The organism is Stenotrophomonas sp. AG209 (genome assembly GCF_003550055.1).
GTDB lineage: Bacteria > Pseudomonadota > Gammaproteobacteria > Xanthomonadales > Xanthomonadaceae > Stenotrophomonas.
In genome coordinates, this window is the sequence record NZ_QXDB01000002.1 from 96220 (window position 1) to 122091 (window position 25872).

At 67.8% G+C, this 25872-nt stretch carries 23 protein-coding genes; 9 read left to right on the plus strand and 14 right to left on the minus strand.

What is annotated here, in order from left to right:
* Positions 1-192: 192 nt before the first annotated feature.
* On the minus strand, positions 193-2139 hold the full coding sequence (locus DFO63_RS12115) for a DEAD/DEAH box helicase (RefSeq protein WP_049446303.1): 1947 nt from the start codon (positions 2137-2139) through the stop codon (positions 193-195).
* Between the two features lie 266 nt (positions 2140-2405).
* Here DFO63_RS12115 and DFO63_RS12120 point away from each other — a divergent pair, with 266 nt between their 5' ends.
* The gene (locus DFO63_RS12120) at positions 2406-2627 is read left to right on the plus strand and encodes an RNA-binding S4 domain-containing protein (protein ID WP_014036469.1); all 222 of its coding nucleotides are present in this window, start codon (positions 2406-2408) and stop codon (positions 2625-2627) included.
* Between the two features lie 11 nt (positions 2628-2638).
* Here DFO63_RS12120 and ubiM read toward each other — a convergent pair whose 3' ends face one another.
* The 4 genes from ubiM to DFO63_RS12140 all read right to left on the minus strand — a co-directional run bounded on the left by ubiM (position 2639) and on the right by DFO63_RS12140 (position 6066).
* Positions 2639-3817, minus strand: a complete 1179-nt coding sequence (gene ubiM / locus DFO63_RS12125) for a 5-demethoxyubiquinol-8 5-hydroxylase UbiM (RefSeq protein WP_049446474.1) — start codon at positions 3815-3817, stop codon at positions 2639-2641.
* Between the two features lie 80 nt (positions 3818-3897).
* Positions 3898-4287, minus strand: coding sequence for an MAPEG family protein (locus DFO63_RS12130; protein ID WP_101765174.1), 390 nt, complete (start codon positions 4285-4287; stop codon positions 3898-3900).
* An 11-nt stretch (positions 4288-4298) separates the two neighbouring features.
* Positions 4299-4844 carry a DUF4019 domain-containing protein gene (locus tag DFO63_RS12135; protein WP_101765173.1) on the minus strand — a complete coding sequence of 182 codons (546 nt, stop codon included), beginning with the start codon at positions 4842-4844 and terminating at the stop codon, positions 4299-4301.
* Positions 4845-4902: 58 nt separating this feature from the next.
* Positions 4903-6066 carry a hypothetical protein gene (locus DFO63_RS12140; RefSeq protein WP_119007260.1) on the minus strand — a complete coding sequence of 388 codons (1164 nt, stop codon included), beginning with the start codon at positions 6064-6066 and terminating at the stop codon, positions 4903-4905.
* A 431-nt stretch (positions 6067-6497) separates the two neighbouring features.
* On the opposite strand from DFO63_RS12140, the gene DFO63_RS12145 reads away from it, so the two are divergent.
* The 3 genes from DFO63_RS12145 to DFO63_RS12155 all read left to right on the plus strand — a co-directional run bounded on the left by DFO63_RS12145 (position 6498) and on the right by DFO63_RS12155 (position 10219).
* Positions 6498-7976 (plus strand): DNA-3-methyladenine glycosylase 2, encoded by a 1479-nt coding sequence (locus DFO63_RS12145; RefSeq protein ID WP_049446312.1) that lies wholly within the window; start codon positions 6498-6500, stop codon positions 7974-7976.
* On the plus strand, positions 7973-8464 hold the full coding sequence (locus tag DFO63_RS12150) for a methylated-DNA--[protein]-cysteine S-methyltransferase (protein WP_005408696.1): 492 nt from the start codon (positions 7973-7975) through the stop codon (positions 8462-8464). The genes DFO63_RS12145 and DFO63_RS12150 overlap by 4 nt, the downstream gene beginning before the upstream one ends.
* 504 nt (positions 8465-8968) lie before the next feature.
* Positions 8969-10219 (plus strand): ectonucleotide pyrophosphatase/phosphodiesterase, encoded by a 1251-nt coding sequence (locus DFO63_RS12155; protein ID WP_049446315.1) that lies wholly within the window; start codon positions 8969-8971, stop codon positions 10217-10219.
* Positions 10220-10319: 100 nt separating this feature from the next.
* Here the strand turns inward: DFO63_RS12155 and DFO63_RS12160 are convergent, their stop codons facing one another.
* Together DFO63_RS12160 and DFO63_RS12165 are read right to left on the minus strand one after the other, a co-directional pair.
* On the minus strand, positions 10320-10499 hold the full coding sequence (locus tag DFO63_RS12160; protein WP_004150462.1) for a 30S ribosomal protein THX: 180 nt from the start codon (positions 10497-10499) through the stop codon (positions 10320-10322).
* A gap of 110 nt (positions 10500-10609) precedes the next feature.
* A complete protein-coding gene (locus DFO63_RS12165; RefSeq protein ID WP_008264835.1) occupies positions 10610-11023 on the minus strand; it encodes a MerC domain-containing protein in 414 nt (137 codons plus the stop codon).
* A 135-nt stretch (positions 11024-11158) separates the two neighbouring features.
* Between DFO63_RS12165 and DFO63_RS12170 the strand changes: the two genes are divergently transcribed.
* From DFO63_RS12170 to DFO63_RS12185, 4 genes are all read left to right on the plus strand, one after another.
* On the plus strand, positions 11159-13366 hold the full coding sequence (locus DFO63_RS12170; RefSeq protein WP_049446318.1) for a TonB-dependent receptor: 2208 nt from the start codon (positions 11159-11161) through the stop codon (positions 13364-13366).
* Positions 13367-13644: 278 nt separating this feature from the next.
* On the plus strand, positions 13645-14211 hold the full coding sequence (locus DFO63_RS12175; protein ID WP_010483118.1) for a TetR/AcrR family transcriptional regulator: 567 nt from the start codon (positions 13645-13647) through the stop codon (positions 14209-14211).
* Positions 14211-15884, plus strand: a complete 1674-nt coding sequence (locus tag DFO63_RS12180) for an MFS transporter (protein WP_119007059.1) — start codon at positions 14211-14213, stop codon at positions 15882-15884. Before DFO63_RS12175 ends, DFO63_RS12180 begins: the two co-directional genes overlap by 1 nt.
* 8 nt (positions 15885-15892) lie before the next feature.
* A complete protein-coding gene (locus DFO63_RS12185) occupies positions 15893-17047 on the plus strand; it encodes an HlyD family secretion protein (protein ID WP_119007061.1) in 1155 nt (384 codons plus the stop codon).
* Between the two features lie 70 nt (positions 17048-17117).
* Here DFO63_RS12185 and DFO63_RS12190 read toward each other — a convergent pair whose 3' ends face one another.
* From DFO63_RS12190 to creB, 7 genes are all read right to left on the minus strand, one after another.
* The gene (locus DFO63_RS12190; RefSeq protein ID WP_004150412.1) at positions 17118-17609 is read right to left on the minus strand and encodes a Fur family transcriptional regulator; all 492 of its coding nucleotides are present in this window, start codon (positions 17607-17609) and stop codon (positions 17118-17120) included.
* A 34-nt stretch (positions 17610-17643) separates the two neighbouring features.
* The gene (gltX, locus tag DFO63_RS12195; RefSeq protein WP_119007063.1) at positions 17644-19047 is read right to left on the minus strand and encodes a glutamate--tRNA ligase; all 1404 of its coding nucleotides are present in this window, start codon (positions 19045-19047) and stop codon (positions 17644-17646) included.
* Positions 19048-19201: 154 nt separating this feature from the next.
* A complete protein-coding gene (locus tag DFO63_RS12200) occupies positions 19202-20794 on the minus strand; it encodes a M20/M25/M40 family metallo-hydrolase (RefSeq protein WP_119007065.1) in 1593 nt (530 codons plus the stop codon).
* A gap of 127 nt (positions 20795-20921) precedes the next feature.
* The gene (locus DFO63_RS12205) at positions 20922-21332 is read right to left on the minus strand and encodes a hypothetical protein (RefSeq protein WP_049446331.1); all 411 of its coding nucleotides are present in this window, start codon (positions 21330-21332) and stop codon (positions 20922-20924) included.
* Between the two features lie 10 nt (positions 21333-21342).
* Entirely contained in the window at positions 21343-22662 is a 1320-nt protein-coding gene (gene creD, locus DFO63_RS12210) for a cell envelope integrity protein CreD (RefSeq protein ID WP_101765162.1), read from the minus strand.
* 81 nt (positions 22663-22743) lie between these two features.
* Positions 22744-24204 (minus strand): two-component system sensor histidine kinase CreC, encoded by a 1461-nt coding sequence (gene creC / locus DFO63_RS12215; RefSeq protein ID WP_049446335.1) that lies wholly within the window; start codon positions 24202-24204, stop codon positions 22744-22746.
* 3 nt (positions 24205-24207) lie between these two features.
* Positions 24208-24933, minus strand: coding sequence for a two-component system response regulator CreB (gene creB, locus DFO63_RS12220; protein WP_119007067.1), 726 nt, complete (start codon positions 24931-24933; stop codon positions 24208-24210).
* A 35-nt stretch (positions 24934-24968) separates the two neighbouring features.
* Between creB and rlmJ the strand changes: the two genes are divergently transcribed.
* Complete coding sequence (rlmJ, locus tag DFO63_RS12225) at positions 24969-25826, plus strand: 23S rRNA (adenine(2030)-N(6))-methyltransferase RlmJ (RefSeq protein WP_119007069.1); 858 nt, start codon at positions 24969-24971, stop codon at positions 25824-25826.
* Positions 25827-25872: the final 46 nt, after the last annotated feature.

The following is a 25872-nucleotide window of genomic DNA, read 5'->3' on the forward strand; positions in this document are numbered from 1 at the left end:
TCCCTTGGAACCGGCTCAGCCTAGGGCCGGCAATGTGTTGACCATGCGAAAAAGGGGACGGAGGGGATTAAGTCGTTTTCGGCATAAGCGCGTGGCCTGCCATATACGACTTAATCCCCTCCGTCCCCTTTTCCGGCCCCGGAACGGACAACGCCAGCCCGAAGGCTGGCGTTGTCATGGCTACGTTGCCGCTCAGTAGCTGCGCGGGCCGCGCGGCTTGAAGCCGTCACGACGCGGCGGGCGGCTGTCGCGGTCACCGCCGCGCTCGCCACCGTGGCCACCCGGACCGCCCGGGCCACCGCGACGCGGGCCACCCGGGCCGCCCGGACCACGCTTGTCGAAGCGCGGCTTGAACGGACGCGGGGCCGGGTTGGTGTCTTCACCCGGAGCCAGCGCACGCATCTGCAGCTGCTGGCCCGACACCCAGACCTTCTGCAGGTGCGACAGCACGTCCGGCGGCATCTGTGCCGGCAGGTCCAGCAGCGAGAAGTCATCGTGGATGTCGATGCGGCCGATGAAGCGGCTTTCCAGGCCGGCTTCGTTGGCGATGGCGCCGACGATGTTGGCCGGCTTCACGCCGTGCTGGTGGCCGACCGAAATGCGGTAGGTCTCCATGCCCTGCTCCGGCGCACCACGCGGCGGAACCTCGCGGCGCGGACGCTGCTCGAAACCACCTTCAGCGTCATCACGGCGCGGGCCACGCTCGAAGCGCGGACCACGCTCGTTGCGGTCGAAGCGATCGCCACGTTCCGGGCGGTCGCCACGGTCGAAGCGTTCACGCGGCGCACGCTCTTCACGCGGGGCACGCACCGGCGGCTGCAGCAGGAACGGGGTGTCACCCTGCAGCATCTTGGCCAGCGCAGCGGCCACTTCGATGGCCGGCACGTTCTGCTCGTTCTCGAAGCGCTCCAGCAGCTGGCGGTAGAAGTCCAGGCCGCCGGCGCCGAGGGTTTCGCTGATGCGCGAGGTGAACTTGTTGATGCGGGTGTCGTTGACCGCTTCCACGCTCGGCAGCTGCATCTCTTCGATCGGCTGGCGGGTGGCGCGCTCGATCTGGCGCAGCATGCCCTTCTCGCGCGGGGTGGCGAACAGGATCGCCTCGCCGCTGCGGCCGGCACGGCCGGTACGGCCGATGCGGTGCACGTAGCTTTCGGTGTCGTACGGGATGTCGTAGTTCAGCACGTGGCTGATGCGCTCCACGTCCAGGCCGCGGGCAGCCACATCGGTGGCGACCAGGATGTCCAGCTTGCCTTCCTTCAGCATGGCGATGGTGCGCTCACGCTGGGCCTGCTGCATGTCACCGTTGATGGCGGCAGCGGCCAGGCCACGGGCCTGCAGCTTGCTGGCCAGTTCTTCGGTGCCGGCCTTGGTACGCGCGAAGATGATCATCGCGTCGAACGGCTCGACTTCCAGGATGCGGGTCAGCGCGTCCAGCTTGTGCATGCCGCTCACCCACCAGTAGCGCTGGCGGATGTTGGCCGAGGTGGTGGTCTTGGCCGCGATGGTCACTTCCACCGGGTCCTGCAGGTAGGTCTGCGCGATGCGGCGGATCTGCGGCGGCATGGTGGCCGAGAACAGGGCCACCTGGCGCTGCTCCGGCAGCTTCTTCAGCACGGCTTCGACGTCGTCGATGAAGCCCATGCGCAGCATTTCATCGGCTTCGTCCAGCACCAGGGTCTTCAGCTCGGACAGGTCCAGGGTGCTGCGGTCCAGGTGGTCGATCACGCGGCCGGGGGTACCGACCACGATATGCACGCCACGACGCAGCGCCGACAGCTGCTGGCCGTACGGCTGGCCGCCGTACACCGGCAGCACGCGGAAGCCCGGGATCTTCGACGAATAGGACTGGAACGCCTCGGCGACCTGGATGGCCAGTTCGCGGGTCGGCGCCAGGATCAGGGCCTGGGGCTTGATCTGCTGCAGGTCGATGTTGGACAGTACCGGCAGTGCAAAGGCAGCGGTCTTGCCGGTACCGGTCTGGGCCTGGCCCAGCACGTCGCGGCCTTCCAGCATCGCCGGGATGGTGGCGGCCTGGATCGGCGACGGGGTTTCGTAGCCGATGGCGGTGACCGCCTGCATCACGGACTCGGACAGGCCGAGCTGCGCAAACTGCAGCGGCGCTTGGGAATCTTGGGACATGGGGAACTCCGAAGGCACTGCCGTCTTCCTGGCAGTGCGATAAAAAAGGGATGGTCCGCGCTTTGGGCGCCCTTCTTATCGCGTGCCCTGGCGCTGCTCGGTCGGAGGAGATTTCACTCGCTCAGAGCGGAATGATACCGCATTGATCCTGAACAACGCATACAGCTTTGCGTGCGCGTGCCGTCCTGCCCCGTGCTGGCGCACAATACGCGCCCTCTTTCCGGCCCGGCCGCTGGCCTGCGCCCTCTTCCCAGGAACCCCGCTCCATGCAGATTCTCGAATTCGACCTCGACGGTGACTACGTCGAACTCAAGCAGCTGCTCAAGCTGGCCGACCTGGTCACCAGTGGCGGCGAGGCCAAGATGGTCATCAGCGAGGGCCAGGTACGGGTCGACGGCGAAGTCGAACTGCGCAAGGCCTGCAAGATCCGCGCAGGCCAGGTGGTCGAATTCGCCGACAGCCAGATCCGGGTGCTGGCTGCCGGCTGATCTGAAGCTGTTCAGGCCACGCGCTGGGTCAGGTGCGAGGCGATCAGCTGCCTGAACGGTGCCACGCCCTGCGCCAGGCGCAGGCCCGCCGCACGCAGCAGGCGCGCCGGGCGACGGTCGTCGGTGTACAGGCTGGCGATCGCATTGGTGGCTTCGTACAACGGACGCGATGCCAGCCGATGACCGCGCTGGTAGCTGGCCAGCATGCCAGCGGCGGCAATGTCGGCACCACGGCGCTGCTGCGCGACGATGCCCTGCGCCAGCCGCTGTGCGCTGGCCAGGCCCAGGTTGAAGCCATGCGCGGTGACCGGATGCATGCCCACTGCGGCATCACCGATCAGCGCCGAACGCTCGCCGACAAAACGGTGCGCGTACACACCCACCAGCGGATACGCCTGCGGCGTGGCCACCGGCTGCATCCGGCCCAGGCGGTGTTCGAAGCAGGCACTGATGGCCTCACCGAACGCCACCTCGTCCATCGCCAGCAGCTCTTCGATCTGCCGCGGTGGCAGCGTGATCACCGCCGACGCCTGGCCCTCGTTGAGCGGCAGCAGCGCCATGGTGCGGCCGTAGCCGAACCACTCCCACGCGGTGTGGTGATGGTCGCGCTCGACCTGCATGCGGCACACCAGCATCGACTTGCCGAAATCGCGCATCTGCGCACCGATGCCAAGCATGCGGCGAGTGGCGGAGAAGCGGCTGTCGGCGGCCACCAGCAGCCGCGCGTGCAGTTGGCTGCCGTCATCGAGTTTGACCACGTGGCCCTGCGCATCGGCCTGCACGCCCTGCACCTTGCGCCCGTCGAACAGTTCCAGGCCGTCCTGGCCCTGTACGGCATCCCACGCGGCGCGACGGATCAGATGGTTGGGCACCAGCCAGCCCAGCGGCTGGCCATCGACCTGGCTGCTGGCGAAGGTCAGCGCGAATGGCGAGCCGCCGTTCATCACCTTGGCATCGCGCAGTTCAGCGACTTCGGCGTGCGGCAGGCGCTGCCACAACCCCAGCTGTTCCATGCTCTGTCGTGAGGCATGGGTCAACGCGATCTCGCGGCCGTCGAAGGCGGCCTCGGCCAGGGCCTGGCGCGGCTGCACTTCAACCAGCCCGACCTGCAGACCGCTGCCGGCCAGCGCGCGCGCGAAGCACAGACCTGCCGGTCCGGCGCCGACCACCACCACGTCCATCCTGCGCATGCGCGCCTCCTGCCGTTGATTCAGTCCGGGCCAGCATAGCGCCGCGCACCTGACCGGCCTTGATCTGGATCAGGCCGAGATCACAACAACGCGAACACCAGCGCCAGGATCGACAGCAGCGACACCGCCCACACCAGGCTGCGCACGTAGGGCACGCCCGCGGCATACAGTGGCAGGTAGACCACGCGCGCCCAGAAGTAGGCCTGCGCGGCCAGCGCCGTGGTGTAGTTGCCGCGCCCGGCCAGCACCACCGCGATCGCAGCCGCAGCGAAGAACGGGAAGGTTTCCAGGAAGTTGGCCTGGGCACGCTGCAGGCGACCGGCCAGCGGGCTGACCGGCTTTGCGTCGCCATCCCGTGCCGAGGCATTCCACTTCATCCCGCGCTCGCGGGTGACCACGGTGGAGGTGGCGAAGATGTAGACGAAGCCCAGCAGCACCGACCAGGCCAGCATCGTCAGTTCAGTTGCCATCGTTCATCTCCTCAGGGTGCCGACGCACGCAGGCTGTAACCGGCCAGGCGCCACACCTGGTCCTCGTCGAAACGGAACGAGACCAGCTCGCGCACCGGCTGCGCGCTGTTGGCGAAACGGGTCGGGAAGCTGACGTTGATGTACAGCCCTTCCGGCACCGCGGCACCGGCGCCGTACTTGACCCGGGTGATGGTCGGTTGGCCACGCCCGGCCAACGCCCCCAGGCGCGTGCGTTCGGTGGTCAGCTGGCTGACGAAGGCGGCCTTCGGTACCGCGCGGCGTGCGACGGCCGAAGCGCCATCCCACAATTCGCCGGCGCGGTTGGCATCGACCAGCTGCGCTGCCTTCACTGCGGCGGCGCCCATTTCCGCGTCCTGTTTCTGCACCTGCGCCTGCTGCGCGGCGGTCAACGCGGGGGTACCGGCGGTAGCGGGCTTCGCGGCCGCTGGCGAGGCAGGGGCCGGGCGTGCCGGAGCCGGTGCAGGCGTGGCCGGCGCAGGCGTCTGCGCCAACACGGTCAGGGGCAGCAGGGACAGCAGCAGGAGCACGCGCTTCATGGACACCGCCGGTTCTCGGGAAAGAACCGCAGTCTACGCCAGCGCGGTGAGCCGTTCGTCAGCGCGCGTGGGCGCTGCCTTCCACCACTGCGGCGTCGGCCTGCGCGGCCTGCGTGCCGGTTGCGGCCTGGGCCTGTTCGGCCACCGGCGGCGGCTCGGACGGCGCCGGTGGCAGCGTCGCCACATCGATTTCCGACAGCGGGCTCTCTTCCGGGCATACCGCATCCGGGAAGCCGAAGCGCTGCTTCAGGGCCTGGCCGCAGCTGTTGATCGATTCCATGTCGGCGCCTTCGCGCTTGCACTGCTGGTCGAAGGCGATCAGGAACGCATCCTTGCGCTGCACGAAGTCATCGCCGCAGGCGCGCATCTGCTTGATCCGTTCCAGATCGTCCTGCACCGCGTTGGTGCCATCCAGGCCGTACTGGCGCAGCTCATCCGGCGTCAGCAGGCGCAGGCTGCGGTTGGGCACGGTCATCATCAGATCGGCCACGCCCACCGCCACGCCATTGCGCTGCAGGTAATCCTTCACGTTGTCGTAGACCTCGTGCAGCTCGCGGTTGAGTTCCGCGCGCGAGGTGGCCTTGGAGCTGATGCGCATCATGCGGTGGATGCCGACCTTGCCCGACAGCAGGCGGTTGTCACCAGCGGCCAGCACGAACACGCAGGCGCTGTGGCAGATCGAGCCTTCGCGCACCCAGATGGTCCAGCCCGATTCACCGATGCTGTCACCGGCAACGATCGCCGACTCCACCTGGCCGCCGCTGGAGTCCAGATCGAGGATACGCTTGTGGATCTTCTGCTCGTCAGCGACCACCGCCAGCCGCCACATCATTTCGGCGAAGCCCGGATTGATCTTGCCGGCGTAACGCACGCGCATCAGGCCACGCTCGGCACACGGCGCCAGGGCCTGGGTGATCTGCTCGCGCTGCAGGCCTTCCAGCTCGGCACCGTCGCCGGCATCACCGGCATATTCCGTGCTGCAGCTGACCCAGGCACGACCATTTTCCAGCTGCGCCTGCGGCCACGGCCGATCCGCCTGACTACGCGGCGGTGCCGGCGGTGGCGGCGCGTCGGCGGCGTTGATCGAGACCATGTTCTCGCCATCGCTGGCCGGTGCCCTCGCCGCCTTGTCGGCAGCAGTCACATTGCCCGGATTCTCCAGCTGACTGCAGCCCGCCAGGGCCAGGCACAACAGGGGCAACCAGCGGAATTTGGCGGACATCGGGCAACCGGTCTTCATCTGAGCAAGAGCCACAGTCTACCCGTCCAGGCCGCGCATTCAGCGCGCGGCACTGAACCCCTTCTGACCCTTGGGGAAAAAGCGTGTCGACCAAGGTCGACACCTGCCAACGGCAAAGCGTGCCGACCAACGGTCGGCACCCACCAACTGCAGCGACCAACTGTCAGAGGTGGGGCGATGTGGGCTGGCAGGACCGTTGGCGCCATGGATGGCGCCATCGAGCCCCCATGGGCGGGTTTACGGCGTGTCCTGCCAGCCCACACCGCCCCGCCATCCTACGGACTGCCAGCTTTTGATTGAGACGTTGACGGTGACGTTGCGGGTGCAGGGCTGCAAGCCCTGCCAGTACCCTCTCCAGCATCCATGTCCGAATGTGGCGAGTATCCCCACTCGCACCCGCCTAGACTGGCGCCATGGACACCGCCCTCGCCCTCGACACCGCCGCCTGCGACCGCGCCCGCCTGGCCCGCGACGCACGCTTCGACGGCGTGTTCTTCACCGCCGTGCGCAGCACCGGCATCTATTGCCGCCCGGTCTGCCCGGCACCGCCCCCGAAGCCCCGCAACATCACCTACTACCCGACCGCCGCTGCCGCCGCCGCCGCCGGCTATCGCCCGTGCCTGCGCTGCCGCCCGGAGCTGGCACCACAGGCCCAGCAGGCACTGGCCGGGCAGACCGTGCAGCGCGCCCTGGCCCTGATCCACGGCGGCTTCCTGCAGGAGCAGCCGGTGGCCGATCTTGCAACGAAGCTCGGCCTCAGCGCGCGCCAGCTGCAGCGCCTGTTCGTCGAACACCTGGGCGCGACGCCCGGGCAGATCCATGCCACCCATCGCCTGCTGCTGGCCAAGCAGCTGCTGACCGAAACCACGCTGGCGGTGACCGACGTCGCGCTGGCCGCCGGCTACAACAGCCTGCGCCGTTTCAATACCGCGTTCCTGCAGGGTTGCGGCATGGCGCCCACCGCACTGCGCCGCCAGCATCAACCGCTGGCCGCCGACGATGGCGGCCTGGTGCTGCGCCTGGGCTACCGTCCACCGCTGGACTTCCCGCGCATGCTCGCGTTCCTGCGCAAGCGCAGCCTGCCCGGCATCGAACTGATCGGCGAAGACAGCTACCAGCGCGTGCTGGGCACGCCGGAGCACCCCACCCTGCTGCGCGTCACTGCTGACCCGAAGCGCCCGGAGCTGCGCCTGCAGCTGGGTGCGGTGGATCCGCGCCTGATCCCGGACATCGTGCGCCGCGTGCGTCGCGTGTTCGATCTGGATGCCGACCTGCAGCAGGTGCATGCCGCGCTCGGCGAGGAACCGCTGCTGGCGCGCGGCATCGCCGAGCGCCCCGGGCTGCGCGTGCCCGGCGGCTGGGACGGCTTCGAGGTCGCCGTGCGCGCCGTACTCGGCCAGCAGGTCACGGTTGCCGCAGCCACCACCTTCGCGCGGCGGCTGGTCGATGCCCATGGTGCGCACCTGCCGGGCATGCCGTCCGACTTCGATCGCCAGTTCCCGGCACCCGAGGTATTGGCCGAGGCGCCGCTGGAATCGATCGGCCTGCCGCGCAGCCGCGCCGCCACCGTACGCGCATTGGCGACCGCCTGCGCCAATGGCCAGCTCGACTTCGGGCCCGGCCAGGCGCTGGAAGAATTTGTTGCCCGCTGCGTGGCACTGCCCGGCATCGGCCCATGGACCGCGCAGTACATCGCCCTGCGTGGCCTCGGCCAGCCCGATGCCTTCCCGGCAGGCGATCTTGTACTGCAGCAGGTGCTCGGCCACGCGCAGGGCCAGCGCCTGAGCGAGCGCGCGACCGAAGCGCGCTCGCAGCCGTGGCGCCCGTGGCGCGCTTACGCCGTGCTGCACCTGTGGCACCTGTCCGGCACTTTCGTTGGAGAACCGACATGACCCTGTTGTTCGATCGTTTCGACAGCCCGATCGGCGTGTTGACCATCGCCGGCGACGAGCGTGGCCTTTCGCACGTGCTGTTCCCGGAGAACCGCCACCCCGCACGCGGGCGCGATGACTGGCACTACGCACCGGATGCATTGCCGGAAGCGCGGGAGCAGCTGCTGCAGTTCCTGCACGGTGAACGCAACAGCTTTGACCTTGTGCTGGCGCCACGTGGTACGCCGTTCCAGCTGCGCGTGTGGCAGGCGCTGGCGCTGATTCCATTCGGCCAGACCTGGAGCTACCTGCAGTTGGCGCAGCATCTGGGACAACCCAGCGCGACACGCGCGGTGGGCGCGGCCAATGGGCGCAATCCGTTGCCGATCATCCTGCCCTGCCACCGCGTGATCGGCAGCAACGGCGCGCTGACCGGCTTCGGTGGCGGCCTGGAAACCAAAGCCGCGCTGCTGCGGCTGGAACAACGCCAGGCCCCGCTGTTCGCCTGAGAGGGCTGGCCGGGCTGCGCCCGGCACCCGCAGAGGCAACGGCAACAGCCGAAGCAACAGCAGCATTCCGTGGGATGGCGCGGTGGGTCCAGTTGCGGGGGACGCCGTAAACCCCGCTCCGCGGTCCGGCCCAGCCGCTGGCGGCTGGGCGTTCGGGCGCTTGCGAAGCAGTGCTTCGCAAGCAAAGCGCCCTCACCCTTGGGGGCTTGGCCGCGGCATCCATGCCGCGGACACCCCCGCAACCGGACCCACCCCGCCTTCGACAGATTCCTGCGATCTGCCGGGACGGCGTACTGCGCGGCCGCTGGTAGGTGTCGACCTTGGTCGACACGGTGGATCCACGCCATGCGTGGATGGAAACATCTGGAATCTGTCTGGTGGAAAGCCCCCTTGTTTTTCAAGGGGGCGCGCCGACGGCGCGGGGATAAGGAAAAATGCGCGGACACGGCGCGCGATAGCGCGGCGTGTCTTTGGCACGTCATTGCACCGGCTTATCATGAGCAGATGACTTCCGTACGCCTGACCTGTTCGCTGGCGCTGCTGCTGCCATTGGCTGCCTGCACCACTGCGCCCGCCCCTACCGCCTCCGTTCCCACGTCCGTCGCTGCAACTGCACCGCCGAAGCTGCTGCTGATCTCCATCGACGGCCTGCGCGCCGATGCGCTGGACCGCGGGCTGACCCCGAACCTGCAGCGGATGATCGACGGCGGCGTGCGCGCCCGCTGGATGACGCCGTCCTATCCTTCCCTGACCTTCCCCAACCACTACACGATAGTCACCGGCCTGCGTCCGGATCACCACGGCATCGTCAACAACAGCATGGACGACGCAGCCCTCGGCCGCTTCGAACTGGGCAACCGTGAAGCGGTGACCGACAGCCGCTGGTGGGGGGGTGAACCGATCTGGGTCGGCGCGGAAAATGCCGGCGTGCGCACCGCCACCACGTCGTGGCCGGGCAGTGAATCGGAAATCCGGGGTGTGCGCCCCAGCCAGTGGCGCGTCTACGACGGCAAGGAACCGCTGGAGCAGCGCGCCGGCATCGTGCTCGACTGGCTGGCACAGACCGATGCCGATGCTCCCCGCCTGACCACGCTGTACATGGAGCACGTGGACAAGGCCGGCCACAACTACGGCCCCGGGTCGAAGCAGTACGCCGACGCGATCGTACGCGCCGATCTGATCGTCGGCCAGGTGCTCGACGGCCTGCAGCAACGCGGCCTGGCCGCCACCACCAATGTGATCGTGGTATCCGACCACGGCATGGCATCGGTGCCTGAAAGCCAGGTGATTTCCACCGAATCGATGGTCGATCCGGCCATCGCACGCAATGTCAGCCAGGGCCAGTCGGTGGGCTTCGCGCCAGTGGCCGGTCGTGAGGCGGAGGCCGAACGTGCCCTGCTCGGCCGCCACGCGCACTACGAGTGCTGGAAGAAGGAGAACCTGCCGGCACGCTGGCACTACGGTACCCACCCGCGCATTCCGGCCATCATCTGCAACATGGATGAAGGCTGGGACGCGCTGCACCAGCAGAAGCTCGCCAAGCGCGTCCACCAGGACCGGGGCTCGCACGGTTACGACAATGCTCTGCCGTCGATGCGTGCGGTGTTCGTGGCCAGTGGCCCATCGTTCCGCCAGGGCCTGGTGATCGACGGCTTCGACAATGTCGACGTCTATCCGCTGCTGGCCCACCTGCTGCAGATTCCGGCCGCGCCGAACGACGGCAATGCGGAGACGCTGAAGAAAACGCTGCGCTGATCCGTTTGCAGGGCCGAGCCCACGCTCGGCTCGCCGGACAGGCACAAAAAAAACGCGGCGCCAGGCGCCGCGTTTTCCTTGGACCGGTCGGTCGGCCGGATCAGGCCTTGGCGACGGCCTTCTTCGCCACAGCCTTCTTCGCCGGAGCCTTGGCGACGGTCTTCTTGGCAACCGGGGCGGCGGCGCCTACGGCGACCTTGCTCGCGGTGTGCGAACGGGCGTTGCCGTAGCTGGCGTTGTAGCGCTTGCCCTTGGCGGTCTTGCGGTCACCCTTACCCATGTCTTCAACTCCTCAAGTGTGAAATCTGGTTACCCCGTACTGACACGGGTTCGGCGGGGCCGCCTTGCTGGGCGCCCCCGCGCACGATCAGAAATCCTATCACGGCGGGCCTAGTGCGCGCAGCTTGCGTCGTGCACGTGGCCATGGTTGAGGCGCAGGTTGACCAGGTGGGCAACGCCCACCAGCAGGCCGCCGATGGTCATCACCACCGCATGTGGCACCGCATTGTGGTGCAGCGGGTCGTACAGCACGCCGGCCCACAGCGCGACCAGGCCGGGGATCAGGAAGCCGAGCGCGCGCAGCGCACCGTGGCGGCGATAGCCCCAGACCAGGCTGAACAGCCCGAGCAGGGTCACGAACACCACCAGCGCCTGTTCCACGCCATCGCTCAGCCAGAACGACAGGCCCAGCGACGGCGCCGCCGCCAGCAGGACGGGGATCACCGCGCAGTGCACCGCGCACAGCATCGAACCAGTGGCACCGAAACGGTCGAGCAGGTGGCGCAGGCGTGAGGACAGGGACATGACTTCCAGCAGGGTCGGCGAATCGTTATGGAATAATATAACATCCCTCTCCGACCCGCACGGTTTCCCTCCCCCTGTCCCATCGACGGGATTCGTGCGCCCCGTGATTGATACATTGTAACAAAGGACCTGCCCATGCCCGCCCACACCCCTCGGCTCAAGCCGCATTCCCTGGCCCTGGCCCTCGCCGCCCTGCTGCCGTCCGTCGCCTTTGCAGCCGGCCAGGACACCTCCCATCGTGACCGCCACCTGACCGAGCTGTCGTCGGTGCAGGTCACCGCATCGCCGCTGCAGGGGGATGCCGAATCCCTGGCGCGCCCGGTGGACGTGCTGGCCGGTGAGCGCCTGGACGAGCAGAAGGCCGGCACCCTCGGCGATACCGTGGCCAAGCTGCCCGGCGTGCAGAGCACCTTCTTCGGCCCCGGTGTCGGCCGCCCGATCATCCGCGGCCAGGAAGGCCCGCGCGTGGCCGTGCTGTCCAACGGCATGGGCAACATGGATGCCTCCACGGTCAGCGCCGACCATGCCACCAGCATCGAGCCGTTCCTGGCCGACCAGATCGAAGTGCTGAAGGGTCCGGCCACGCTGCTGTTCGGCAGCGGCGCCATCGGTGGTGCGGTCAATGTGGTCGATGGCCGCATCGCGCGCGAGCTGCCGGAGCGCCCGCTCAGCGGCCGCGCCGAGCTGCGCGGCAATTCGGTGAACAACGAACGCAGCGGCATGTTCCGCCTCGACGGCGTCAGCGGCAATGTCGTGCTGCACGTGGATGGCCTGGTGCGCAATGGCGATGACTACCGCATTCCCGGCTACGCGGTGATCGACAGTCTTGAAGACCATCACGACGACCACGACCATGACCACGCGGGCGAGGAAGGCGAAGAGCCGCGCCGCGGCCGCCTCGACAACAGTTCGATCCGCACCCGCGCCGGTGGCGTCGGCGCAACCTGGCTGGGCGACGGCGGCTACTTCGGCGTATCGGCCAGCACCTACCGCACCAACTACGGCATTCCCAATGGCGCGCACGTGCATGCCGATGGTGATGATCATGGCCATGATCACGGCCACGACCATGGCGATGAAGAGGAAGGCGGCGACGAGCATGATGTGCGCATCGACATGGTGCAGAACCGCTTCGAGACCAAGGCCGGCATCTACAACCCGGTCTCGTTCCTGAAGAACATCAACGCACGCGTGGCCTACACCGACTACGAGCACGTGGAGCTGGAGGCCGGCACGCCGTCCACCCGCTTCACCAACCGTGGCATCGAGGCGCGCCTCGAAGCCGTGCAGCAGCAGATCGGCGGCTGGGACGGTGCCTTCGGCCTGCAGTTCGGCAACAGTGATTTCGGCGCCAAGGGTGAAGAGGCGTTCGTACCGGATACCGGCACGAAGAACATCGGCCTGTTCGTGCTGCAGGAAAAGCAGTTCGGCCCGTTCAAGCTGGAACTGGGCGGCCGCCACGACCAGGTCAAGCTGGACCCGACCGGTGACTACCGCCGCCGCACCTTCGGCGCTACCAACCTGTCTGCCGCCGGCATCTGGAAGCTCAACGATGCCGTTGACCTGCGCATCGGCGTGGACAGCTCCGAGCGTGCACCGACCAACGAAGAGCTGTATGCCGCCGGCGCGCACATCGCCACCCGCTCTCTGGAAATCGGCGACGCCAACCTGAAGACCGAGCGCGGCCAGCGCATCGAGCTTGGCATCCATACCCACAGTGATCGCCTGGACTTCTCCGCGTCGGTCTACCAGACCAAGTTCAAGGACTTCATCTACCTGGCAGACACCGGCGTCACCGAGGGCCTGCCGGTTCGTGCGTGGACCCAGCAGGACGCGGTGTTCCGCGGTGCCGAGGCCGAAGCGCTGGTGCACCTGTTCGAGGGCGGCGCTGGTGACTGGGATCTGCGCCTGTTCGGTGACTACGTGAAGGCCAAGCTGGATGGCAGCGGCAGCCGCAACCTGGACATCGCCGTGCCGCATGGCGACCACAACCACAACTACTCGGTGGAACTGGCCAATACCGGCTACCTGCCGCGCATCGCTCCGGCCCGCGTCGGCGCCGATCTGCGCTGGTCGAAGGACGGCTGGCGCGCCTCGGTCGGTGCGGTGCGTTACAGCCGCCAGAAGGACGTCGCCCAGAACGAAGAACCGAGCAACGGCTACACCCTGGTCGATGCGCACCTGGCCTACCGCTGGGATCGCAACGCGAGCAACAGCTACGAGGTGTTCCTGGATGGCAGCAACCTGACCAACCGCGAAGTGCGCCCGCACACCTCGCTGCTGCGCGACTACTCGCCGCTGCCGGGCCGCGGCGTCGCATTCGGCATCCGCGCGTTCTTCTGACTCTCCTCCATCCACGCATGGCGTGGATCTACTGCACCACGCCGGGGGTCGGATCCCATTCCGCAGGAATGGGCTCTGCCCCCCGCCTTGAGACCACGCATGGCGTGGATCTCCTTGCCACTCCTTCCACATGTACGCAGCGGGGGCCTTCGGGCCCCCGTTTTCATTTCGCCCCACGCCATCACACATCCGTCACAAAGATGTGCGTACGACAACAACCGGACAATCCCGTCACTCAAAGTCTCGCCAAACGGACACTTTTGTCCGAAAATAATTCCATGACCGCTCAACGTGCCGATGCTGCTGCCCGCCGTGCCCTCATCCTCGACGCCGCCGATCATGTCTTCGGCCAACACGGCGTCACCGCCCCGCTGGACCTGGTGGTCGAACGCGCCCAGGTGGGCCGCGCCACCCTGTACCGCAACTTCCCCGACCGCACCGCGCTGATCCAGGCGCTGCTGCAGCGTACGGTCGACCGCATCCGGCGCCAGGTCGAACAGCTCGGCGACCGCGACGACGCCCTGTTCGAGGTGTTCGAGGGCATGGCCCAGCGCATCATCGATTCGCCGGCGCTGGCCGACTACTGGCGCGCGGTCGACTCCGATGTTCCTGCCATGCGCACCGCGCGCGAAACCGTGCGCGACCTGCTCGAAGCGCCGATCGCCCGCGCCAAGGCCGCCGGCCTGTGCCGTGCCGACCTGGAGAAGACGGATATTTCGCTGATTTCGGGCATGCTGGGCGCGGCCCTGCGCGGCAAGACCCGCGACGAGCGCGCCCACCTGGCCGGGCGCGCCCTGCAGCTGCTGCGCGGGGGTCTCCAGGGAGCAACCAGCGAGGCCCGCTGATGGTCCAGCCGTATCTGAAGCCGGTTCCGGATTGGGAGGAGCACGAAAAGCCGACCATGCCCGGTTCGGCATCGATGCCCTGGCATCCGCCCTATCGACGCGTGGCCTATGCCCTGGTGTCGCTGCTGGTGGCGATCACCGGCGGCCTCGGCAATGCGCTGGTCACCGCCAACCTGCCCTTCCTGCAGGGCCAGCTGGCACTCACTCCGACCCAGGGCAGCTGGCTGGTGGCCGCCTATGCGATGGTGAATGTCACCGCCAACCTGCTGGCTTTCAAGTTCCGCCAGCAGTACGGCATCCGCCTGTTCGCCGAGATCGGCCTGGGCCTGTATGCGGCGCTGGCGGTGCTGCACCTGTTCGTCGGCAGCTTCGAGACCACGATGCTGACCCGTGCTGCCAGCGGCTTCGCCGGCGCGGCCTGTTCGACGCTGGGCACGCTGTACATGCTGCAGGCGCTGCCACGGCGGTTCACCGGCAACCTGCTGGTGGTCGGTGTCGGCCTTTCGCAGCTGGCGGTGCCGATCGCCTGGATCGTGTCGCCGGGCCTGGTCGATACCGGCCGATGGCACCAGCTGTACTCATTCGAAGCCGGGCTGGCACTGTGCGCGTTCGCGGCAGTGGTGGTGCTGAAGCTGCCGCCGGGCATCCAGGTGAAGGCGTTCGAGCCATTGGACTTCCTCACCTTCGCCCTGCTTGCGCCGGCGGTCGCGCTGCTGGTGATCGTACTGGCGCAGGGCTATACGCGCTGGTGGCTCAATACACCGTGGCTGGGCTGGGCGCTGATCGCCTCCATCGCGCTGACCACCGTCGCACTGATCATCGAACACTACCGGCGCAATCCGCTGCTGCAGATCCGCTGGCTGTCGACACTGCCGGTGCTGCATTTCATCGTCGGCGCCTTCCTGATCCGCTTCCTCACCACCGAACAGTCCTACGGCGTGGTCAACCTGATGCGCACGCTGGGCATGGGGCCGGACCAGATGCGGCCGCTGTTCGTGGTGATCCTGGCCGGGGTGATCGTCGGCATCGCCGGCGCCTCGCTGACCTTCGGCCCGAAACGGCTGATCGCGCAGCTGTTGATGGCGATCCTGCTGCTGGGTGCCGCCGCGTTCTTCGACCAGCACCGCACCAGCCTGGACCGGCCGCACGATTTCTACGCCAGCCAGTTCCTGGCCTCGGTCGGTGCCGGCATGTTCATGGGCCCGCTGATCATGCTCGGCATCTCGGCCGCGTTGAAACAGGGCGTGGACCACATGATCACCTTCCTGGTGACGCTGTCGATCACGCAGACCCTGGGCGGCCTGGCCGGTTCGGCGGTGCTGGGCACGTTCCAGCTGCATCGCGAGCAGCTGTACTCCAGTGCGTTGACCAGCCAGCTCGACCCCGCCGACCCGGTGGTGGCGCAGCGCCTGCGCCTCCAGCAGCAGCTGTACAGCGCACAGATCACCGACCCGGTGCTGCGCAGCGCGCAGGGCAGCGCGCAGCTGGCGCAGACCGCGCGCCGCGAAGCCAACGTGCGCGGCTTCAATGATGTGTTCACGCTGAGCGGCTGGCTGGCGATCGGCTTCCTGTGCTGGTTGCTGCTGCTGACGCTGCGCACCGCCGTGCTCAAGCAATGGCGCAAGCGCCACCCCGCCCTTTCCACTGCGGCCACGCCGGCCGCGCCCCGTTGAGTCCCCCCATGCCTCCCGTCCCGCCCCGCCCCGACGACACCGACAACGTGACCCCACCGCCGCCGACCGACGCGGCGCCCGCGCCCACCCCGGCAGAACCCGCGGTCGCGCCGAAGTACCTCAAGCCCAGCGCGCGCAGCGTGGTGGTGATGGTGGTGGTGGCCTTGCTGGGCATCGCGCTGATCCTGCGCGCCTGGCACCTGTGGCCGTTCACCAGCAGCGTGATGGTGACCGACAACGCCTATGTGCGTGGCCAGATCACGGTGATGGCGCCGCAGGTGAACGGCTACGTGACCGAGGTGCTGGTGAAGGACTTCCAGCATGTGAAACAGGGCGAGCCGCTGCTGCGCATCGATGACCGCATCTATGCACAGCGTGTCGCCCAGGCGCAGGCGACGCTGGACAGTGCGCACGCAGCATTGGCGAACTCGGACCAGTCGCAGGCGCAGAACCGCGCGCAGATCGCCTCCGCGCGGGCCACGCTGTCGGCCGGGCAAGCCGAACTGCAGCGCTCGCGCAACGAGACCAAGCGTTACGAGGAGCTGGCCGCGCAGCAGCTGGTGTCGGTCAATGACCGCGACAAGTTCCGCACTACCCAGGCCTCGGCGCAGGCCAGCGTGCAGCAGTCGCAGGCGCAGATCCGCATCGCCGAGGAAACACTGGTGTCGACCCGGGTAGCGCGCAAGAGCCTGGAAGCCCAGGTGGAGAGCGCACAGGCACAGCTGGAACTTGCGCGCATCGACCTGGCCAACACGGTGATCCATGCGCCGCGCGACGGCCAGATCAGCGAAGCCAGTGTGCGCGTGGGCCAGTACGTCGCCGCCGGTTCGCAGCTGCTGTTCCTGGTGCCTGACACGCTGTGGGTGGTGGCCAACTACAAGGAAGGCCAGACCTGGGGGATGGCGATCGGCCAGCCGGCCACGTTCTCGGTGGACGCGTTCCACGGCCAGGTGCTGCGCGGCCGCGTGCAGGAAATCGCACCCGCCACGGGATCAGAGTTCAGCGTGCTGCGCCCGGACAATGCCAGCGGCAACTTCACCAAGGTGGTGCAGCGGCTGCCGGTGCGGATATCGATCGATGAAGGCCAGACGCTGGCCGCGCAGCTGCGGCCCGGCATGTCGGTGATCGTGCGCGTGGATACCGCGAGCAAGCCGATGGACTAGCCTTGTCATGAAACGGGGTCGGATCCCTTTGCCAATGGCAAAGGGATCCGACCCCAATCCCGTCCTGCCTTCAGCCTGCGCAGCGCGCGCAGAGGCCGTGCACTTCCAGGGTCTGCGCCTGCGGCTGGAAGCCCAGCTCCTTGGCGCGCTTTTCCAGCTGGGTGACGATCTCGCGGTCTTCCAGTTCCACCGCGCTGTGGCAGCTGTTGCAGATCAGGAACGGCACCGAGTGCGCGGCACTGCTGGGGTGATGGCAGGCCACGAAGGCATTCACCGACTCCAGCTTGTGCACGAAGCCATTGGCCATCAGGAAGTCCAGCGCGCGGTACACGGTGGGCGGGGCATCAGCGCCCACGCCCTTGCCGTTACGCACCCATTCCAGCAGCTCGTAGGCCTTGACCGGCTTGCCGGCCTCGGCGATCAGCTTCAGCACATTGGCGCGGATGGGGGTCAGGCGCAGCCCGCGTTCGCGCGAGACACGCTCGACCACCGCCACGAAATCCGATGCGTCGTGGACGTGGTGGTGCGGGGCGGTACAGGCAGTGGCGGTCTTGGCGGGCATGCGTGTTCTCCGGTTCGGGCCTGGCAAGGATGCCTCAGGCCGTTGCTACCTTGGTGATGGCCACATCAATGCGTTTCAAGGCCTGCTCGCGGCCGGCCAGGTACACGGTATGGGAAATGTCAGGACTGATCTGGGTGCCGGTGATGGCCACGCGCAGCGGCTGGGCGACCTTGCCCATGCCGATCTCCAGCGCGGCGGCCGCATCGTGCAGGGCCACACCCACCGATTCGGCGGTCCACTCCGGCAGGGCGGCCAGCAGCTCGCGGGCCTTGCCCAGCGCCACCTCGGCACCGGCCTTGAAGTGCTTGGCCACCGCCGCTTCGTCGTACTCGGTCAGCGGCTGGTACCAGACCACGGCCTTCTCGGCCATTTCCTTCAGGGTCTGCACGCGTTCACGCAGGGCGATCACCACGTCCTCCGGGGCGGGGCCGGCGGCCACGTCCAGGCCCAGCTTCTGCAGCTGGTAGACCAGGTGCGGCACGATCGCGGCCACATCCTCGGTCTTCAGGAAGTGCTGGTTGACCCAGCCCAGCTTGGCCATGTCCAGGCGCGAGGCCTTGGAGTTGCAGTCCTTCACGTCGAACAGGTCGATCAGCTCCTGGCGGCTGAACAGCTCCTGGTCACCGTGCGACCAGCCCAGGCGGGCCAGGTAGCTCAGCAGCGCATCGGGCAGGTAGCCGGCGTCCTTGTACTGCATCACGTCGGCCGCGCCGGTGCGCTTGGACAGCTTGGCACCCTGCTCGTCGAGGATCATCGGCATGTGGCCGAACTTCGGCACCGGCGCACCGATGCCTTCGTACAGGTTGATCTGCCGCGGGGTGTTGTTGATGTGGTCGTCGCCGCGGATGACCTCGGTGATGCCCATGTCCCAGTCGTCCACCACCACCGCGAAGTTGTAGGTGGGGTAGCCGTCCGGGCGGAAGATGACCATGTCATCCAGCTCGCTGTTGGCGATCTCGATGCGGCCCTTGATCAGGTCGTCGAACACCACCGTGCCTTCCAGCGGGTTCTTGAAGCGGATGACCCGGTTCGGGTCGTCCTTGTACGGCAGGCCCAGTTCGCGTGCAGCGCCGTTGTAGCGTGGCTTTTCCTGCCTGGCCATGGCGGCCTCGCGCATCGCGTCCAGCTCTTCGCGGGTTTCGTAGGCGTAGTAGGCCTTGCCGTCGGCGATCAGCTGCTCGGCCACTTCCTGGTAACGGGCGACGCGGTCGGTCTGGTAGATCGGGCCTTCGTCGTAGTCCAGGCCCAGCCACTCCATCGCTTCCAGGATGGCGTCGATCGCGCCCTGGGTGCTGCGTTCACGGTCGGTGTCCTCGATGCGCAGCACGAACTCGCCGCCACGGTGGCGGGCCTCCAGCCAGCAGTACAGCGCGGTGCGGGCACCACCGATATGCAGGTAGCCGGTGGGACTGGGGGCGAAGCGGGTGCGGCAGGTCATGGACGGCTCGAGGAACGGGAATCCCCCGATTTTACCAGCCCACCGCCCCCGACGGAAAAAGGGGACGGAGGGGATTAAGTCGCGATTGCCCAGCCGCTGGGCCTGCAACCGGGAAACGGAGGGGAGATACGACTTAATCCCCTCCGTCCCCTTTTTACGGTTCTACTTTGCGCGGGAAGGACTGCTCGCGCATCGCGGCGTTGTAGGCGAACGAGGCGACGATGGCCGCGGCCTGCTTCAGGTCTTCCGGTTCGGCGTGGTCCCAGGTGTCCAGGTGGCTGTGGTGGACATTGGTGAAGTAGTCCAGCCGGTCCTGGATGAACTGGAAGCCCGGCAGGCCGATGCGGTCGAAGCTGATGTGGTCGGTGCTGCCGGTGTTGCGGGTGGCCACGGTGGTGGCGCCGACGTCATGGAACGGGGCCAGCCAGGCTTCGAAGATCGGCATCGCCGCCAGGTTTTCCTGCGCGTAGATGCCACGGAAGCGGCCCGAGCCGTTGTCCATGTTGAAGTAGACCTGGAACTTGCTGTAATCGCGGGTCTTCTGCAGCGCGCCGGTCGGTTCGCGCAGCGAGGCCGGCAGCGCCTTCTGCGCCGGGTCGGTGGGCTCCGGGAACCGGCCGAAATGCTTGGCCACATAGGCCTGCGAGCCGATCAGGCCCTGCTCCTCGCCGCTCCACAGCGCCACGCGGATGGTGCGCTTGGGCCTGGCGCCGGTGGCCTTGAGGATGCGCATGGCCTCCATCATTACCGCCACGCCGGCGGCGTTGTCGGCCGCGCCGGTGCCGCTGTGCCAGGAATCCAGGTGCGCACCGATCATCACCACTTCATCGGGCTTGCTGCTGCCGCGGATCTCGGCCAGCGTGTTGTAGCCCGGCTGGTCGGCTTCATCGGTGAAGCGCGCGGCCACATCCACGCGCAGGCGCACGCTCTGCTTGGCCTTCAGCGCGCGCACCAGCGGATTGAAGTGCTCGCTGATCATCGCCAGCTCGGGGATGCCCACCGGCTCGCCGGCCTTGCGCGAGCCGCCGCCGGCAACGCGGATGATGCCATTGTCCCAGCTGCTGATGCTGATCGAGGCCAGCGCGCCCTCTTCGACGAAGAACGCATTGACCTTGGCCGCCAGCTGCTGGCGTTCCTGGTACTCCTTGACCCGCTTGGCGCGCTCGGCGGTGGCGTCCTGGTCCTTCGGCAGGGTGAACTCCTGCAGGCCTTCCAGCGAGGTCGCGTCATGCCGATGGGAATCCGGCTCGGTGCCGCGCTTGTATTCGCGCGCTTCGCCCAGCAACAGGATCTTGCCACGCAGCTTGCCGCGGTACTTCTCGATGTCTTCGGGCTTCTTGATCTCGACCTGCACCAGCTCGCCTTCAACCGGGCCCTGGGTGCCCGGCGTCCACGCCTTCGGCAGCGCGTGCAGCGGCTGGATGCGGTCACCCAGCATTTCCACGCTGGCCGAGGTGAACTCCCAGCCACGGCCGAAGTCATCGAAGGCTTCGTCGTGGACGTTGTCCAGCTTCCATTCGTTGAACTTGCCGCGGGTCCACGCGTTGGCCCGGCCCATCGCCGGCGAGTTGGTCAGCCGTGGGCCGATGCGTTCGGTGAGATAGCTGAAGGTGTCCATCACCTGCGAACGATGGAAGGCCTCCTGGCGGATGCGGCTGACCATGTCCAGGTCCACCGTTTCGCGCTGCTGCGCCGCTGCATTGCCACCCATCGCCAGCGCTACGGCCAGCACGCCCCACTTCAACACATCACACCCCTGCCTTCCGGCCTGCTCATCAACCCATCGAGTCTAGCCAGCAGGGGCGCGCCGATACCGTCCCATCGGTCATGGACAGCGACAGTAGATCCACGCCATGCGTGGATGAACTGCCGAATCACCCACTCCAGCCCAGCCACAACTGCGCCCGCTCCGGCAGCAGCAGCAACCAGTGCCGCCGGTCGATGCTGCTGCAGCCGTATACCGCCGCATGCGCCGGCCAGTCATCGGGCAGGCCACCGATGCCGATTTCGGTCAGTGCGTCCGCCCCGGCCTTCCATGGCCGGTAGCGCGGCACCTTCCCCGCCAGCGCACCGCGTCCCTGCCGCGCGCCCTGCAACCAGGCCAGGCCCTTGCCCTGCAATCCCTCGCAGGTCACCGCGGCCAGCTGGAAGCGGACCAGGCCGGGGGCGATCCGTGCCCCCGGCAGGGCCGCCAGCACGCCATGTGCCTGCAGCAGTGCATCCACTTCCAGCAGGGCCGGAATGCCCTGCCGTGCCCGTTGCCGCAATCCCTGGCGCCAGCTCATGGCGTGCTCCTTACTTCAGGTCCGCGCCAAGCGCGTACCAATCGACCCGGCGGGTCACCCACATCGCCAGCGCCAGGATCACGAACAGCAGCAGCGACCCCATCAGCAGCGCGTTGTTCTCCGACACCAGCAGGCCATACAGCGCGCCGTACAGCACGGTCAGCAGCGCAGCGAAGCCGAGGCCGCGCTTCCAGTGGCCCAGCACATTGGCCAGGTACACCGCCTGCAGGCCGATACAGGCCACGGCCGAGACCAGGTAGGCCTTCCAGAACGCGATGTGCTCGGACAGGCTGATCAGCAGCAGGAAGAAGATCGCCAGCGCCAGGCCGACCATCAGGTACTGCAGCGGGTGGATGCGCAGCGACTTGATCAGCTCGAACAAAATGAAGCCGACGAAGGTCAGCAGCACGAACAGCACGCCATACTTCGAGGCGCGGTCGGCCTGGGTATAGGTATCGACCGGATCGACCAGCGACACCGTCACCGCCTGCGAATCGATCGGCCCCTCGCTGCGCAGCTGGCGCTGTGCGTCGGAGGCCAGCGAGGACACGGCCCAGCGTGCATCGAAGCCCTGTGCATCGACGCGCCGCTCGTTGGGCAGGAAGGCGCCGCTGAACGACGGGTGCGGCCAGCTCGAACGCAGCGCGATGCGGGTGTCATCGCCCACTGGCACCACCGACAGCATGCGGCTGCCGTCCAGGCGCAGCTCCAGTTCGATGGTGCTGGCAGCCAGGGAGAGGCCCTGATCCGAGGCAAGACCGCTCACCGGCGCATGCAGGCCACGGCCGATTTCGCTGGCCGCACCAACGCCAGGCAGCAACCGCAGCTGCTTGCCGTCCACGCGCAGGTTCGGCGTGCCGACCAGGCCACGCACATCGGAAACACCCAGCGCTACATAGGGCTCGCCGTAGCTGCGGCCGCTCTTCGATGGATAGTCGTCTGCTGCGAAGGTGGCCTTCAGCTGGCCGTTCCAGCTGTACACCGGCACCTTGAACAGGCCGACTTCGCGCTGGCTCGGCAGCATCTCGCCGCCCACCTCCAGCGACGCTGGCATCTGCAGCCAGTGGCCCTCGGTGACCTGCTCCTCGATCTTCTTGCTGCCCTGGGCGTCAACCACCTCGACCTGCTTGCGTTCCACCCACGGCACCACCCGCACCGGGCCCACCAGCTGCTGCGTGCCGGCACGGCTGTCGGCCACTCGCGCAAAGGCCTCGTCGCGGTACTGGCTGCGCTCGGTGATGACCCCGCGGATCATCATCAGCGGCACCAGCAACAACAGGATCAGCCCGCCGACAATGGCGAACCTCAGCAGCATCTTCAGGGATTTCATGGTCCATCCTCGTTGGAGAGGGCTGCAGGATGGACCGCTGCGGTGAGCAGGGTTTGTGGCGAATTTGAAGCCAGTGTGAAGTCAGCGGCGCGGACGCTGGCCCGGCAGTGCCAACGGCAGCCACAGGCTGGCCACGGTGCCGCCGCCGTCGCGCGCGTCGAGGCTGGCGCGACCATCATGCAGGCGCGCGACCTCCTGCACGAACGGCAGGCCCAGGCCGGAACTGCGCCGGCCGCTGCCGGGGCGGGCCAGCGAATAGAAGCGTTCGAACACCCGTTCGCGCGCGTAGTCGGGAATGCCGGCACCGCGATCCGCTACCTGCAGGCGCACGCCCTGCCCGTCCACCTCGGCCTGCAGCGCGATGTCCGCGCCGGGCGGCGAGAAGGCAATGGCGTTGTCGATCAGGTTGTGCAACGCCTGCCGCAACAGATAGGCGTCGCCCTGTACCCGAAGGTCGGGCACGCTGCCAATGCGGACCTGCACGCCGGCCGCCTGCGCACGCACCTGCGCCGCCGCTGCCGCATCGGCCAGCAAGGTTGGCAGCGCAATCGGATCGCGGGTCTGCAGCCAGCCGTGCTGTTCCACTTCCGCCAGCGCCAGCAGCTTGTCGATCGTCTCGGTCAGCCGCTCCTGTTGATCAACGATGCTGCGCGCGAAATGCACGCGGTCGGCCTCGGGCAGCGGCTCCTGCAGCAGCTCGGCGGCACCGCGGATCGCCGCCAGCGGGCTTTTCATCTCATGCGTCAGCGACTGCACGTACTGCTCGACGTAAGCCTTGCCCTCCAGTTTGCGGCGCATGGTTTCCAGTGCCTGGCCCAGGTCGCCGATCTCGTCGCGTCGCCGCCGTGGCGGTGGCACCGGTTCGCCGGCGGTGACTGCGCGTGCATAGCGGCTGAGCTGGCCGAGGCCGGTGGTAAGCCACATCGTCACCAGCACGCCGACCAGCGCCGACAGCCCGATCAACCAGGCGCCGCGCTCGATGATGGCGCGCTGGCTTGCAGCAATGAACGGATCGATGCTGCGGTTGGGCTGGGCCAGGCTGAGCACGCCGATCAGGGTGCGCCCATCGGCCGGGTCGTACACCGGCGCCGCCACATGCATCACCGTATCGCCTTCTTCGCCTGGCACTTCCGGGCTGGAGCGCGCGCCGTACTCGCCGCGCAGGGTGCGGTAGACGTCGTTCCAGCGCGAGTTGTCACGCCCCAGGTCGCGACCCAGCGAGTCGTAGATGACGATGCCCCTGGCATCGGTGATGGTCACCCGGTAATCGAGCGAGCGCTTGGGAAAACGCCAGACCATGGCCTTCAGGTCGCGCTGCCGCGCCTTGGCCAGGTTGCGGGTGAAGCTGCCGCTGCGGATGGTGCCGTCCTTGACGTCGGCGGCGGCCATCTCGGCCAGCACGTTGGCCGCATCGACCAGGGTCGATTCCATCGCCTGGCGCACACCCGGCTTCACCTCGTTGACGAACACGCGCATTACGAAGAAGGCCGCGATGCCGGTGATCAGGAAGAAGCCCAGGAACAGCTTCAGTACCAGGCGCATCGGCTAGACCTCCAGCGCGTAGCCGAGGCCACGGTGGGTGCGGATCGGGTCGTCGCTGGCACCGGCCGCACGCAGCTTGGCACGCAGCGTCTTTACATGGGTGTCGACGGTGCGGTCGGCGCTGTCGGCACTGCTGTCCCAGCCCCGGTCCATCAGCTGCGCGCGGCTGAGGATGGCACCGGGGCGCTGCAGCAGCGCTTCCAGCAACGCGTATTCGTAGCGGGTCAGGTCCAGCGCATGGCCGCGGAAGCGGATGCGCCGGCCTTCGCGGTCGATGGCGAACGCCCCGTGTTCCTGCCAGCCGGCGTCCGCGCGGGGCGCTGCGACGGCCGGTGCCGCACGGCGCAGGCGCGCACGCACCCGCGCCACCAGCTCGCGCGGCGAGAACGGCTTGGTCATGTAATCGTCGGCGCCCAGTTCCAGGCCGAGCACGCGGTCCACTTCATCGTTGCGGGCGGTCAGGAAGATCACCGGCAGCTGTGCCGCCGGCCCGGGCTGCGCGCGCAGCCGCCGGCAGACCTCGAAACCGCCCAGGTCCGGCAGGCCCACGTCCAGCACCAGCACGTCGATATCGCCGGCCTGCAGCCGTTGCAGGGCCTCGCCGCCCAGCAGGCAGTGGCTGGCGGCATAGCCTTCGCTGCGCAGCGCATAGAGCACGGTTTCGGCGATGGCGGCTTCGTCCTCGACCACCAGGACATGGGCAACAGGAGCTGTCATGGCGCGCAGCATAGCCGCTGCGGCCGCCGCCCCGTACACTGCCGCCCATGAACTATCGCCACGCCTTCCATGCCGGCAACCACGCCGATGTACTCAAGCACATCGTGCAGCTGGCCCTGATCGACAGCTTCAAGCGCAAGGACAGCCCGTTCTTCGTGCTCGACACCCACGGCGGTGCCGGCCGCTACCTGCTGGCCAGCGAAGAGAGCCGCAAGACCCTGGAATCCGAATCCGGGATCATGAGGCTGATGGCCCAGCCCAAGCTGCCGGAGGTGGTCGAGCGTTACCTGAAGGCGGTGCAGGCCGACAACCCGGTGGGCGCGCTGACCAACTACCCGGGCTCGCCGCTGCTGAGCGCGCAGGCGATGCGCGCCCAGGACCGCATGGCGGTCTGTGAGCTGCAGGAGGCCGAAACGGCCACGCTGAAGGCCCTGTTCGCCCATGACAGCCGCGTCGATGTGCGCCCGGGCGATGGCTATGCCCTGCTGCGTTCGCTGCTGCCGCCGAAGTTCAACGGCAGCAAGATCGGCCGTGGCCTGGTGCTGATCGACCCGCCCTACGAGGCCCAGGACGCCGAATACCAGGCCGTACTGGCCGCCCTGGCCGAGACCCTGGCACGCTGGCCGCAGGCCACCTGTGCCGTCTGGTTCCCGATCAAGCAGCGCCGCACCATCCTGCATTTCCTGCGCAAGGCCACTGCCCTGCCGGTGAAATCGGCGATGACGATCGAGTTCCTGGTGCGCCCGGACGACTCGCCGCTGCGCCTCAACGGCAGCGGCATGCTGCTGCTCAACCCGCCCTGGCAGTTCGACCGGGTGGTCGGCCCGGCCCTGCCGGCGCTGCGCCAGCACCTGGGCGAACCCGGGGCCAGCACCCGCCTGGATTGGCTCAAAGCCCCCGAATAACGGCCTTCACGAGGCTGTACCGCCGTGAGCCTTTCGTTCACGGAAT